The organism is Cyanobacteria bacterium QS_8_64_29, from assembly GCA_003022125.1.
GTDB lineage: Bacteria > Cyanobacteriota > Cyanobacteriia > Cyanobacteriales > Rubidibacteraceae > QS-8-64-29.
The window spans coordinates 14673-27528 of record PXQH01000027.1 but is presented as its reverse complement, the minus strand read 5'-3'; the positions used below and the strand labels follow the sequence as shown (position 1 = coordinate 27528).

The window sequence follows — 12856 nt, the reverse complement described above, 5'->3', positions numbered from 1 at the left end:
AGTGGGCTTGTCTCTGAGAGCTTCGATCCCCAGTTCGAGAGAGCCCCAGGTTTTGCCCAACAAGCTAGCTCCGTTCACATGTGGTCTACGACTGCTATAGGCGATCGGGAAGCCGTTAGCCGCTCCAATCCGCTACCCGGGATCCGCTCCGTTCGCGTCATACCAATTCTCGTGGCTTTTGCACTAGATTTCGACCTCCAAACCTCCCTCAATATAGGAATCATATTCTTTGAAAAACGTGCATCTACTGCTCAAATTGGTACCAGCCAATTCGGTAACGACAGCCTCCGCGTGGCGGTCGAAGGACAAGATCGGGCGCCGCAACCTCAGGTGCGCTCCCAGGAGCAAGGACGCTTAACCTTGTCCTTCTCGCCCGGTGGCAGCCGGGCGGAAGCGGGGGGCTCCGCTCAAGCAGATTCAGGCACCGCCGGGTCCGATGGCAAGGTCATGGTCCCTAACCCCGACATTGAGACATCCCAGAAGCAGTCCTCCCAGCAAGCGCGATCGTCCCAACAACCTACGCGATCACGCGCCCAGGCACCCCCGGTGGGCGACATTGCCATCTCGGAGATTGACTCGCCGCCCAAGCAAATCGAGCTGGATTCGGACCTGCGCGTTCCGCGCATCGTGACCGAGGAATCGCCCGTGCGCGAGGTGCTCGGGCTCCTGGTGCGATCGGCCGATCTGGGCTTGGTCTATAAAAGTCCCAGTGGCAGCGGTGAGGGCGAAGCTTCTGGGGCCGAGCAGACTATTACGCTCGATTTAAGAAACGAACCCATTCAAGCGGTTTTTAACGCTGTCCTGCAAGCTTCGGGCTTAGAAGCCAACCGCCGCGGCAATACGGTTTTTGTGGGGGCCAATTTGCCGCAGGCCATCCAAGATATTGCCACGCGTACGCTGCGCCTCAATCAAGTAGATGTCGCGCGGGCAGCGACTTTTCTAACAGCCCACGGCGCCTCTACCCGACGCGTCACTAAAGAGGTGGAGTTTCAGACCGGCCAAAGAGGAGAAAGTGATGGGGGAGGTGGAGAACAAATAATAGGTGGTGTGATACCAACTTGAGCAGCGAATGCACGCTTACCAAAGAACATGACTCCCATATTGAAGGGGTTTTGTAGATCGCAATCTAGTGCACAAGCCACGAGAATTGGTATGAGTGGCGCAGGTGAAGATCGTGGAAACCGAAGGCAAGTTGCTGGTTTTGGAGAAGGTGCTACCGATCAAGGCGAAGAAGAAACAGTAACCAGCGTTGAAGTACCGGAACTACCTGATGGAGTAGAAGGACCTTCATTACTGCAAGACCTAACGGCCGTTACAGATGAGCGACTGAACGCCATAACTCTGGTTGGCCCACCAAGGTTGATCGGACGTGCAACTTCGCTTTTAAAACAACAAGATGCCCGGCGCCGTCAGGTTTCGGTCGATGTCAAAGTTGTTGACGTCGACTTACTCGAAACCAATAATGCAAGCAGCAGTTTCTCGTTTGGAATCAACGATAGCTTTTTTGTGAGCGATGAAGGAGCGGCAGCCCTTAATTTCGGCACTCGGATACCGGTCAACCAAGGACGGGTTACTGAAGGCCCGCCTTCTCCAGAGGACTTACCAAAGAGTATTGCTGAATTGCCACGCAAGCTTCTAGGAATACTATAGCAGTTGTAGACCATACGTGAACGTTAGTTGCCAGCGATACAAATCTCCAAAAGTCCCTCGAGAAGGAGAATTTAGGCGTTTAAGTATGGGTGCACTCTCCGTTCACGAATCAGGTAGTTTTGCTATAGAAGCAGAAATTGAAAGTGATAATGCCAAAATTCTGACCGATCCAATGCTGACACTTCAAGAAGAAAATACAGCAACCGTTAGTCTGGTTCAAGAAGTCTTTGGTGGGGTTGAGCGGACAGTTGATGTTAGTACCGATGAGGCTGGTAACGTAGTATCCGAGGTGATTGAAGAGCCTATCATCAAGGAAGCCGGTATCAAGTTAGAAGTGACTATTGGAAAAATCGACGATAACGGTTTTGTCCGAATGGCTGTCAATCCAACTATCTCCTCACCGTTTGAGACTAGATCCACGGAAGCAGGCGAGATAACGCTTTTGCAGAAACGGACGCTAGAGTCAGGCCAGATCCGATTGCGCGACGGTCAAACGCTGATTCTATCGGGCATCATTCAAGATTCGGACCGCACCACCGTCTCCAAAGTGCCCATCCTAGGCGATATTCCGCTACTCGGCGCTCTGTTCCGCAGCACCGAACGCGAGCAGCAGCGCCGCGAGGTAATTGTGGTCGTAACGCCGCAGATTCTTGACAACGAACGAGGCCAAGCGCGCAGCTCCTTCCAGCCCAGCCCCGAAGCGCGCCAGATGCTGCGCCAGCCCCCCGCTGAGCAAGCGCCGGCACCTGAGCCAAATTAGCAAACCCTGGTTAACACAAAGCGCTATATTTGTCAAATCAGGCTTTAAAATGCGCTGGATCTACAGCGATTGGCGGATTTGAGCGATCCAAACTCGGCTAGAGCGGCTAAAATGAGGCGGTGAGATCTAGGGCGAATCGGCATTTCAGCGTTTTGCCTAACGAACGGAAATGTTAAGCAGCCTTTAGATCTCGGGCGTGACAGTCGCAATAGCGGTGCCACGCCCGATATGCTGAGGAGCAGTGTTCGACGAGGAGTTTGCCCAATGAATAAAGGCGATTTAGTGGATCAGGTAGCCGATAAGGCTACCGTCACCAAAAAACAGGCGGATGCGGTCCTAACCGCTGCGCTCGACACGATCATGGAGGCCGTCTCCGATGGCGAGAAGGTCACCTTGGTCGGGTTTGGCTCCTTTGAGCCGCGCGAGCGCAAATCGCGCGAGGGCCGCAACCCCAAAACCGGCGACAAGATGCAGATTCCCTCGACCCGGGTACCTGCGTTCTCAGCCGGCAAGCTGTTTAAAGACAAAGTGTCACCTAAGTCCTAATCCATCGTACTCCGGGTAACTTTGCAAGCGTGAACCGACCCGTTCACGGTGGCAACTTGAGGTGGGCGGCAGCTGTGGCGAGCTGCTCGCCCACTTTTATTCTAGACTTCTCTGCTAGCATTAATCCATTCGGCCCACCTCAAAGGGTCATGGAAGTCCTCCAGGCACACCTGAATGAGGTGGCGGCCTACCCCAATCCCGACTACGCGCGATTGCGAGCCTCGCTAGCTGAGTGGCACCAGTTGCCACAAGATTGGATTTTACCAGGAAATGGCGCTGCCGAGTTGCTCACTTGGGCCGCCTGGGATTTGGCGCAGCAATCGGCGGTTGCAGTCGTCACCCCGGCATTTGCCGATTACGAGCGCGCCCTCAATGCTGCCGGCGCCCGGATCGAGCGGCATGGGCTCGATCTCCCGGCGAGTGCCGACCGCGTGATCGCGGCTGCATTGCCCGTTCCCGAGCCGGGCGATCGCGGCTTGTTGCTCAACGTTCCGCACAATCCCACCGGCAAATGCTTCTCGCCCCAAGCCATCCGGGCGCACCTGGAAGCGGGGTCGTTGGTTGTGGTGGATGAAGCCTTTATGGAGTTCCTAGCGCCGGCCCAACAGCCCACCTTGGTCCCCTGGCTGGCGCACTATCCCAATCTGGTCGTTTTGCGATCGCTGACCAAGTTCTACAGCCTGCCCGGCCTGCGCTTGGGTTATGCGCTGGGGCATCCCGAGCGGTTGCGGCGCTGGCAGCAGTGGCGCGACCCCTGGCCGGTCAACGGACTCGCCGATGTAGCCGGGCAAGCCGCCGTTGGCGATGTTGCCTTCCAACAGCAGACGCGGACCGAGCTGGCCGCCGCCCGCGATGGCCTGCATCGCGGCCTGGCTGCCATTCCAGGCCTAGAGCCGCTGGCAAGCGCAGCTAACTTTGTGCTGGTGCGTACCCAGCAACCCGGCTCCGAGCTGCAAGCGCGCCTGCTGCGCCGCCACCGCATTGCCATCCGCGATTGCTTGAGCTTCCCGGAGTTGGGCGATCGCTTTTTCCGGGTGGCGGTCCGCTCGCCCAGCGACAACCAGCGCTTGCTGGATGGCCTGACTGAGGTCACCGCGTGAGGGCCGCTCATGGCCGTTGAGTACGACCTGGTCGTGGTGGGCGATACCCTCGCCGGCCGCTTTGCCGCTGCTGCTGCTGCCCAGCGCCAGGCCCGGGTAGCCTTACTCAGCCAGGACGCTCGTTGCGAGCGCGATCTGGCACTCCAGCCGCAAACCCTATTGCAGGCGAGCCACTGCGCCCAATACTGGGAAGCGCTGCAGGGAAGCGAGGGAGCACCCTCGCCGGCAGCCAGCTTGCATTGGGCCCGCGAAACCCTGACGGCCCTGCGCGAGCGCCAAGGGCCTGCCGTCCTGGCCGCGCAGGGCATCGATTGCATTCAGGGGAGCGGCCGCTTCCAGCGCACCCCGCGGTTGGCCCTGGCGACCGAGCGGCGGACGCTGCGAGCGCGGCGCTACCTGGTTGCGACCGGTAGCTTGCCCAGCACGCCGCCGGTTGCGGGCATGGGGCAGGTTGAGGCCCTGACCCCCGCCGATCTGTGGCAGCCCGGCCGACTGGAGGCCCTGCCGCAGCGCGTCACGGTTGTGGGCGGAACGCCTTGCGGCGCGCAAATTGCGCAGGTGCTGGCGCGCTTGGGGCATGCGGTGAGCTGGAGCAGCGAGACGCGGCTGCTGCCGCCTGAAGAGGCGGCCACCGCCAGATGGGTTCGCGGCCGCCTGGAAGCTGAGGGCGTGCGCGTGCTGGAGCAGGCCCCCCTAACGCGCTGCGAGCGCAGGCGGAACAGCCTGACCTTGCAAGCCGGCAATCGCTGCTGGGAAACTGAGGCAGTCGTGCTGGCCACCCCAGCAGCTCCCAACGTGGCCGGGCTAAACCTGGAGGCCGCAGGCGTTAGCACTGGCGCCGGCGGCATTCGGGTAGATAGCACGCTGCGGACCCGCCAGCCGCGCATCTATGCCTGCGGCAGCGTCTTGGGCGGCTATGCCTTGCCCAACCTGGCCCAGTACGAAGCTGGCATTGCGCTCAACAATGCCCTGTTTTGGCCCCCCACCCGGGCCGATTACCGCCGCGTCCCCTGGGTCGTCCCCACCGATCCGCCCCTAGCGCGGGTGGGCCTGACGGCCCGGCAAGCCCGCCGCCGCTATGGGGCTAAAGTCGCGGTCCTGCAGCAGTCGTTTGCCGGCGTTGCGAGCGCGTTGGCCTCGGGCGAGGAAGCTGGCGTTTGCCGGCTGATCGTTCGCCGCGATGGCACCCTGCTGGGCGGTCACATTGTCGGCCCCCACGCTGGCGAGGCAATCGCGCCCGTGGCACTCGCCCTGCAGCAAAACCACAAGATTGGGGCCCTGGCCAGCCTGGCCCTGACCGGGCTGGGCGCAATTGAGATCGTCCAGCAGACCGCGCAGCAGTGGCCGGCGCACCGCCTGGCGCAAGCGCCGCGGTTGCGGGGCTGCCTGGATCGCTGGTTCGAGCTGCGCCGCCAGTACGCGCGTTAGACCCCCCCATGGGCGCTAGCCCCGCTGGCTGCTCCCTTGGCAAGCTCGTTTTAGTCAAGTTCAATACAATCCGATTTTCTACAATTTGTTATAAGAAGCCAGCTAGCAAAACCGATTGCTAGAGGGAGTAGCGCCATGAAACTTGTCTATCGCGGCGTCCATTACGAGCGCCCGCCGGCAGAGCTGGATGTGACTGAAGGAGAAATTGGCGGTAAGTACCGCGGCCAGTACTGGCGCTACCAGTACCCGCGGCACGTCCCGCAGCTGAGGTCCAAAACGCATCTCAACTACCGCGGCATCCGTTACAGCACGGCACCGACAGTAGAGACCCGGAGCCCGCGCGAGCGAGCGCTGGCGGCCGCTACGCAACGACAGCAGCCGGCGGCAGCAGCGGAGGCAACCTCGCAAGCTTATTGGGAGGCCTTGCGCCGTAATTGGGAACGGCGCTGGCAGGTCGCCCAAGCCAGCGGCGACGATCACCTGGTCCGGATGCTGGAGCGCGAGTCCGAGCAGCTAGCGCTGGACCGCTAGATGGGGCAGCTCGGCCGTTTAAAAGGGCTGCCCTTGGCAGCCCCCCAACAAAGCGTTGAGCTCGACCAATCCGCCAGCCGGCGGTTGCTAGAGGACCTGCACGTTCACTCCCCCTCGCTAGCAGGCTTGGGCATATAGGCAACGCCGATTAGCAGCAGCAAAATTACCAGCGGATCGAAGAAAAACCAAATGATTTTGACTCCCCAGGGCGGTGGAGGACCAAGCTGAGCGATATTATCGATCTTGAATAGACTATTCAATAAGTTGACGACTGCAAAAACAACGCCAATCCAAGCGGCAGGCTTGCGGTAGATCTCGAAAACGATTCCAGCGCCAATTAGGATTTGGACGATGCCAAGCAGCGTAACTACTACCCCTGGAATGGTGGCATAAAAGTTCTGGTAGGCGCCCACCCAATCAGGCAGAAAAATAAGCTTTGATAAGCCCCATAGGGCAACAGCCAAGCCAGCTGCCACGCGCACTAAGATTGCGGATGCTCCTCGCATGGCGATCGCCTCAAAACCGACAACAGAATTCTACAATCGTGCTTTTGGAGGCGCAAATACGGTTAACAGCTTGACTTCAGATCCGCTCAAAAAAAGCCCGGTTGCTCCCTCAAGCTGGCCTTGTCCCCGAGCGAGCCAAACGCCTATCTCGCCCTTTAAGCGCAAAGGTAGCGGACAGCGCGCAATCCAATGCGGCTGACTCAACGCTCGGAATCAGGCCGCGTTTGCTCCGGCGATGGCTGAGCCCGCTGGGGCGATTGGGATTGGGTCATTAACTGCTCGATGCGCTCCTTGCGGTTTTCTGGGGCCCGCGAGAGCGCCTGCTGGAACGCCGACTTGGCTTTGGTGTCTTGGCCGCTCGCCCGCAGGGCAAGGGCTTTGCCCAAAAACGGTCGGAAGCTTTCGTCGCCAGCCGCGATCGCGCGATCGTAGGCAGCGACGGCTTGCTCGTAGCGTTGCTGTTGCGCGCGGGCCTGGCCCAGAAGCAGCTGCAGCGTGGCAACGTTGGCATCGTCCCCTTGGGCTCGTGCCGCGTCCAAGGCTTGCTGGAGGTGATCGATGGCCTCGGGGGCGCGGTCTTGCTGGAGTAGCAGGGCAACCAAGCCGCGCAGAACCTCGGTATTGCCCGGTTGGGCCTCCACCGCTTGGCGGTAAGCCTGAATGGCACCCTCAATGTCCCCCGTTCGTTGCTTGGCCTGGGCCAGCAACACGCGGTATTGGGTCTGCTCGGGATTGGCCTGTGCCAGCCGCTCAATCAGTGGGACTGCCTGCTCGAGTTTCCCTTGCTGCAGGCGCACTTGCACCAAGCCCTGCAAGGCATTGACGTTCTGGGGCTCCCGCTCTAGGACGCGCTGGTAGTTTTGGGCGCGGGCGGCCAGTTCCTCGGGGGAAGCCGAATTGCCGCCCGAGGCATTGCGCGTCTGCGCCTGCTGGTTGGAAAACACGCCCCCAACGAGCGGTAGGACCGAGATGCCCACAAAAGCCAGTACGACGACTGCCAGCGTGGCGTAAATCCAGATGCGGCGCTTGGATGAGCTGCTCATAACGGCGCAACCGCGTCCTTGGGCCCCTCATGCTAGCGTTTTTTCGGTCACTCGAGCGCCATTTGGGTTCCGCCCTGCGGGTTGAACGAGCGCTGTTGCGGTAGGGGGGCTACCGGCTCGGTCAAGGTGAATTGGCCGGCCTCGATTTGCGATTTGAGCGTTTGGGCGATCTCGCGTGATCGCGGGATGCTGGCTAGCGGTGCCACCCGAACGGTTTTGCCCTCTAGGGAAATGCGGCCGCTTTTGAGCTGCGCGTAGCTGACCAGGCCAAAGGTGGGTCGGATGCGGCGCGGAATGGAAAAATCCACCACAGGCGCCACGATGTCCTTGTCGGCGACGGCGCAGCGCTCGACGGCGGTTTCGTGCAGCAGCGGGATGGGGACGCCGATGCCCAACATTAGGGACGGGCCGTAGTTCTGGAAGTAGCAACCGCGCACGAAGCGCGGACTCATTTGCTTGGCATCGCCCGCTAGGGCCAGCGTCGACGCCGGCCCGATGGGCGTCCCGTTGGCCAAGCGCTGCTGCCGGGGAAAATGCTGGGTGCCTTCCCCCACCACGTAGCCGATGCCGCCCCCCAACAGCACCCGAGAGCCAATGCCGGTGAGCTCCAGGTGGGGATCGTTGAACAGCGGCGATAGGGCGCCGGGGTTGGCATAGACGGCATTGCCCAGGTGCGGCTGCAGCGGGCCGAGGTAGGTATAGAGGGGGCGATCGCCCGCGTTGACCCCGACCAGCGAGTTTTGGTAGAGATTGCGCGGGTTGAACAGCTGAAACTGGTTGACGCGATCAGCGGTTAGCGCCGTCTCAAAAGAGGCGCGCGGGTAGCAGTCGCTCACCTGGCCCAGCGCGCGCAGCTGCACCTGCCGCCCGGCGACCAGATCGGCAATGGCATGACCGCCACCGCGCTCCGGGTGCCCTTCGCTCTCGCCGGTTTCGCCGGCCTGATCGGCCGGGGTGGCAGCGCCCAGATAGAGATCGACCGCCCCCAAGCCGGCGTAAGCCGGAATGCCATCGAGCCAGCACTGCCGGATGTTGATGGGCGGATTGGTGTGGCCCAAGTTGAGCATCGCCCCCGAGGACTCCATGGGCTCGAACGTCCCGGTGGTGGCGATATCGACTTCCCGATAGGTTTGGCTGACCCCGACGGCTTCAACGCGGGCTTTGAGGGCTTCCACCGTCCAAACGGTGGCTTGCTGGCGCGCGATTTTGTCGTTGATCTCGGCAATGGTGCGCATGGCATGTGCGAGCTGGCCTTGCCCGGCACGCGCGCAATCGGGCCGGCTAGGGGCGGCTGCGCGATGCTATAACGGAGAGGCGAACCGAGCACCGAGCCACGCCATGGCAACCCGATTCAAGCACGTCATGCTCATGGTCGCGGACGTGCCGGCAGCGCTGGCGTTCTACCGCGACGGCCTGGGCTTGCCCGTCAAACAGTCTAGCGCCAATTGGGCCGAGCTCGAGGCCGACGGCACGACCCTGGCGCTGCACGCGGCCGATGAACCCAGGGTGGGGAGCTCGCCCATTCTGAGCTTTCAAGTCGACGACATTCAGACGGCCGTGGCGGGACTGGAGCAGCAAGGGGCGCAACTGGAGGGGCGCATCCGCGAGCCGCCGTTTGGAAAAGTGGCCGCCATGCGCTCGCCCGACGGGCACCTGTTGAGCCTGTTGCAGCCCGCGCCAGCCGGCGCTTCTACCCAATCGCCTCAGTAGCGTGGCCGTGCAAGCGCAGCTGCTCGAGCGCCGGGACCCGCGCACGATCCAATCCCTGATGCCCGCCTGGCGGTGGTTCTACCGCCATTACTTTCGCGCCTCGAGCGATGGCTGGCACCACCTGCCCGCGACGGGGGCGTTTTTGGCGGTCGGCTCGCACAATGGGGGGCTGGCCGCCCCCGATACGCACATGCTGGCCTATGAGTGGTTCCACCGCTACGGCACCCAGCGGCCGGCCTACGGGCTCATGCATCCGCGCGCTTTCGAATCGCCCGAGCTTGCCCGGCAGCTAGTCCAGTTTGGGGCTATCCCGGCTGAGCCCCGAATCGCGATCGCGGCCCTGCGGCGGCAGGCCGCCGTTTTGGTCTATCCGGGCGGCGCGCAGGATGTGTTTAGGCCTTACAGCCAGCGCCACCGCATCGAGCTGGCCGGCCACACCGGCTTTATCAAGCTCGCCCTGCGGGAGGCGGTCCCCATCGTGCCGGCGATCTCGGTGGGCGCGCACGAGACGCTCGCCGTCCTCACCGACTGTCGCGGGTACATCGAGCAGCTGGAGCGCTGGCACTTCCCCGGCATTGAATCGGCCGTGGATGGGGTCTTTCCCATCTATCTGGGCTTGCCTTGGGGCGTAGCCTGCGGCCCGGCTGTCAACTTCCCCCTACCGGCGCGGATCCACCTGCGCTGGTGCGAGCCCATTTATTTCCCGCGCTACGGGCGGGCCGCCGCCAACGATCGCCGCTACGTCGCCGACTGCTACGAGCGGGTCCGCCGCGCCATGCAGCGCTCGCTCGATGCGCTGGTGCGCGAGCGCCACGCCAGCCGCGGCTGGCTTGAGGGCGTGCTGCCCGGTTTGCCGGGCCGGGATCCCAGCTGAGGCGCCACCCGATCACTTGCTGCCCGGTTGCAGCTGTTCCCGCGCTAGGGCAGCCCGGGCGCGAACGGCAGCATCGCTGTCGCTGGCTTCGAGGCGGGCGCACTGCGCGATGGCCTGGCGACGCAGTTGGGGCTGCGCCGTCGCCAGGGCCTGCAGTCCGGCGATCGCGGCATAGCGCACCACCCATTCGGGGTCCTGGGCAACCCCCAGCAAGACGCCCAGCGCCCGCAGCTGAGCGCGCTCGCGCTCCCGCTCGGCTAGCTGGCTCCAGTGCAAGTGGCCCAAGCCTGTTGCAGCCGCGCGGCGCACGCTGAGGGCAAAATCGCTGCCGGCTGCCTCCAGCAAGACGGCTAGCGCCCGCGGGTCGCCGATGCGTGCCAGCGCCCGAATGGCCCAAGCCCGGGCCCCGTAGTCGTAACCATCGAGCTGGGCCAATAGCGAGGGGACGGCTGCCTCGCCCAAGCGCACCAGGCCTTCCACGGCTGCGACGGCAGCGCCGGGATTGTTGTAGCCCAACACCTCGATCAAGGTGGGGATGGCAGCTTCCTCGGGATCGGCCGCCAGCGCCCAAACCGCTTGGGTCAGGCTCTGGTGCGAATCGGCCCGTTCGATGGCCTGGATGCGCTCTTGCACCGGCGAGGCGCCCATTGTTGCCTTGCCTGGGGTCTCGACGCTCACAATAGCGAGTCCATCAACGCCATCAATTGCTGGCTGTCGCCCTCCGGGGCTGGGGCGGCGAGCTGGTGCTCCAGCAAGCCCTTGAGGGCAACGAGCTTGAGGCTGTTTTCGGCCGGTGCTTGCGCGATCGCCTCGGCTGCCGGTCGGTAGCCAATCGCCCCCAAATCCATCAGGGCGGCGCGCCGCAGCGGCAGCGCGTCGGCTTGCAGGGCGCTCACTAGGCGCTCGCCGTAGTCCGCCTCCCCCGTTAGCTGGTAGAGCGCGCGCGCGGCCGCGTACTGCACCTTGGCTACCGAGCAATCCAGAAACGGGCGGATGTAGGGAATGGCTTCATCGGCCTGCAGCGTTCCCAGCGCTTCCAGAACCGCTTCGTAGGGCTGGACGAGGTGGGGCTTGCCGGGGACGGGTTGTGCCGCTTCCAAACCGCCTTCCAACAGCTGCAGTAGTGCCGGAACGCAGCGCGCGTCGCCCAGCGCCTCAAGCGACTGCGCCGCGGCTTCGCGCACGTAGTAATCTGAGGCGTCCAGGCAAGCAATTAGGGCGGGCACGGCTTGTCGGTCCCCCAATTTGCCCAGCGCGCGGGCCGCGTTGCGGCGCAGCGGATAACCGCCATCGGGCGAGCGATCCAGCTCGTCATCCAACGCCGCAATCAGGGCCTTTACAGCAGCCGGTCGCGCGATCTGGCACCGGCCCAACCACCAGGCTGCGTAGTAACGCAAGCCCAGATCGTCCTGTTGCTGCAGGTTGGCGATCGCGCGCTCGGCCGTCAAGGGCGCCTGCTCGACCATGGCCCGGCTTGGCGCTTAGGCCCCTACATTGGCCGGCCGCACGCTAACGATCTGGCCGCCCATGCGGGCAATGCGCTGCATCTGATCGCTGAGGCGGTTGTAGGGAACGATCAGGCTCCATCTGCCGCTTTGGCGGATGGAATAGCCCAGCCGGTCGGTTTCGGCATTCTGCCGCATGCCCGTAACCTCAATTCGGTACGTGCGGTTGCCGGCATTGTTGAGCCTGGCAGTGCCGAATGCGTTCTGGTTGTACATAGAACGTGCCCTCACTCGCATCCGTCTCGATTCTCGCTCGGCCCGTTGCGATGGCAGCAAGCCAGCCACCGCAACCGTTGGCCTCCTTGCAGGGGGGACTCAAGCAGGTCGGACGCTCAGGATCTTGCCGCCTCGGCGCTGGAGTTGCTGCATGCGCGGCGTCAGTTGCTCGTACGGCACCAGATAGGCCTGCGTGCTGCGGCGAACCTGCAGCGGTTGGGGCTTGGCCCCCACTAGGTTGGTTACCTCGAGGCGGTACATGTGCGCCGCTTTGTTGCCCTGACCGCCAAAGGCCGTTTTGGGGGTCTGGCGCTGCGGGCGCGGTTTGGGGCTGGTAGGAACCTCGATGGTTGAGGTCGTGTTTTTGCCCAACTCCCAGGTCAGTCGCGGCTTGTGGCGCTGCGCTTGCGAGCGATCGCTGGTGGCATGGCCGCGATAGAGCTGGAACATGCGCGTAAAGTTGGCCGTGCGCGAGCCTGCTTCAACCTGAAAGCCGCAGTAGTAGGGAACGATGTTGTTGCCAAACCGGTTGAGGTACTCGGCGCTCTCAAAGTAGGAGTCGATTTCGGCGTCAAAGCCGCGCTCCTCACACAAGCAGGTGTGATAGGCCCATTCCCGCTCATCGTAGGGCGGCCGGCCCAGAAAGTGCTTGAAGTTCAGCTCGACAAACCGCTGGTTGGCGTTGGGATAGAAAAACTTGTTTTTATAGAGTTCCGATTTGCCCAAGGCGCGGACGAAATCGCGCACGGTCAGGCTCCCCTGCCGCAGCAGCGACTCGGCCCCCTTGAGGCGCTCGGCTTCCATGATGTAGTCGTTGCCGAATACCTGGCGGTAGGCCGCGCGAATGACCTGCTGCAGGTTGCGCTCGGTACGCGCGATGGCGCGAAGCTCGACGGGCTTGGCGTCGAAGGCATCGACCCCCAGGCGTTCGGCCGTTACAAGCGTTGATGCCACTAAAGCGCTCATGGAATCCCCCGAATCGTTTTA

Annotated in this window: 15 protein-coding genes; 8 read left to right on the top strand and 7 right to left on the bottom strand. The window is 62.7% G+C overall.

Annotated elements, in window-relative coordinates:
- The first annotated feature begins 78 nt into the window (after positions 1-78).
- From BRC58_05245 to BRC58_05220, 6 genes are all read left to right on the top strand, one after another.
- Positions 79-1062: a hypothetical protein gene (locus BRC58_05245; protein PSP17858.1), complete on the top strand. Its 984-nt coding sequence runs from the start codon at positions 79-81 to the stop codon at positions 1060-1062.
- A 673-nt stretch (positions 1063-1735) separates the two neighbouring features.
- Entirely contained in the window at positions 1736-2410 is a 675-nt protein-coding gene (locus BRC58_05240) for a hypothetical protein (protein PSP17857.1), read from the top strand.
- Between the two features lie 264 nt (positions 2411-2674).
- Positions 2675-2956: a DNA-binding protein gene (locus BRC58_05235; protein PSP17856.1), complete on the top strand. Its 282-nt coding sequence runs from the start codon at positions 2675-2677 to the stop codon at positions 2954-2956.
- Between the two features lie 29 nt (positions 2957-2985).
- Complete coding sequence (locus tag BRC58_05230) at positions 2986-4056, top strand: threonine-phosphate decarboxylase (GenBank protein PSP17855.1); 1071 nt, start codon at positions 2986-2988, stop codon at positions 4054-4056.
- A gap of 9 nt (positions 4057-4065) precedes the next feature.
- A complete protein-coding gene (locus tag BRC58_05225; protein ID PSP17854.1) occupies positions 4066-5484 on the top strand; it encodes a mercuric reductase in 1419 nt (472 codons plus the stop codon).
- 135 nt (positions 5485-5619) lie between these two features.
- Positions 5620-6015: a hypothetical protein gene (locus tag BRC58_05220; GenBank protein PSP17853.1), complete on the top strand. Its 396-nt coding sequence runs from the start codon at positions 5620-5622 to the stop codon at positions 6013-6015.
- 104 nt (positions 6016-6119) lie between these two features.
- Here BRC58_05220 and BRC58_05215 read toward each other — a convergent pair whose 3' ends face one another.
- From BRC58_05215 to BRC58_05205, 3 genes are all read right to left on the bottom strand, one after another.
- On the bottom strand, positions 6120-6497 hold the full coding sequence (locus BRC58_05215) for a hypothetical protein (GenBank protein PSP17852.1): 378 nt from the start codon (positions 6495-6497) through the stop codon (positions 6120-6122).
- 224 nt (positions 6498-6721) lie between these two features.
- Entirely contained in the window at positions 6722-7564 is an 843-nt protein-coding gene (locus BRC58_05210; protein PSP17851.1) for a cellulose synthase subunit BcsC, read from the bottom strand.
- 47 nt (positions 7565-7611) lie between these two features.
- Positions 7612-8799 carry a hypothetical protein gene (locus BRC58_05205; protein ID PSP17850.1) on the bottom strand — a complete coding sequence of 396 codons (1188 nt, stop codon included), beginning with the start codon at positions 8797-8799 and terminating at the stop codon, positions 7612-7614.
- Positions 8800-8902: 103 nt separating this feature from the next.
- Here BRC58_05205 and BRC58_05200 point away from each other — a divergent pair, with 103 nt between their 5' ends.
- Positions 8903-9274, top strand: a complete 372-nt coding sequence (locus BRC58_05200) for a glyoxalase (GenBank protein PSP17849.1) — start codon at positions 8903-8905, stop codon at positions 9272-9274.
- A 1-nt stretch (position 9275) separates the two neighbouring features.
- Positions 9276-10148 (top strand): glycerol acyltransferase, encoded by an 873-nt coding sequence (locus BRC58_05195; protein PSP17848.1) that lies wholly within the window; start codon positions 9276-9278, stop codon positions 10146-10148.
- A 12-nt stretch (positions 10149-10160) separates the two neighbouring features.
- Here the strand turns inward: BRC58_05195 and BRC58_05190 are convergent, their stop codons facing one another.
- From BRC58_05190 to BRC58_05175, 4 genes are all read right to left on the bottom strand, one after another.
- Entirely contained in the window at positions 10161-10796 is a 636-nt protein-coding gene (locus tag BRC58_05190) for a phycobilisome maturation protein (protein PSP17847.1), read from the bottom strand.
- Positions 10797-10822: 26 nt separating this feature from the next.
- Positions 10823-11614, bottom strand: coding sequence for a phycocyanobilin lyase (locus tag BRC58_05185; GenBank protein PSP17846.1), 792 nt, complete (start codon positions 11612-11614; stop codon positions 10823-10825).
- A 15-nt stretch (positions 11615-11629) separates the two neighbouring features.
- On the bottom strand, positions 11630-11869 hold the full coding sequence (locus BRC58_05180) for a phycobilisome linker polypeptide (GenBank protein ID PSP17845.1): 240 nt from the start codon (positions 11867-11869) through the stop codon (positions 11630-11632).
- A gap of 99 nt (positions 11870-11968) precedes the next feature.
- Positions 11969-12835 carry a photosystem I reaction center subunit XII gene (locus BRC58_05175; protein ID PSP17844.1) on the bottom strand — a complete coding sequence of 289 codons (867 nt, stop codon included), beginning with the start codon at positions 12833-12835 and terminating at the stop codon, positions 11969-11971.
- Positions 12836-12856 lie beyond the last annotated feature (21 nt).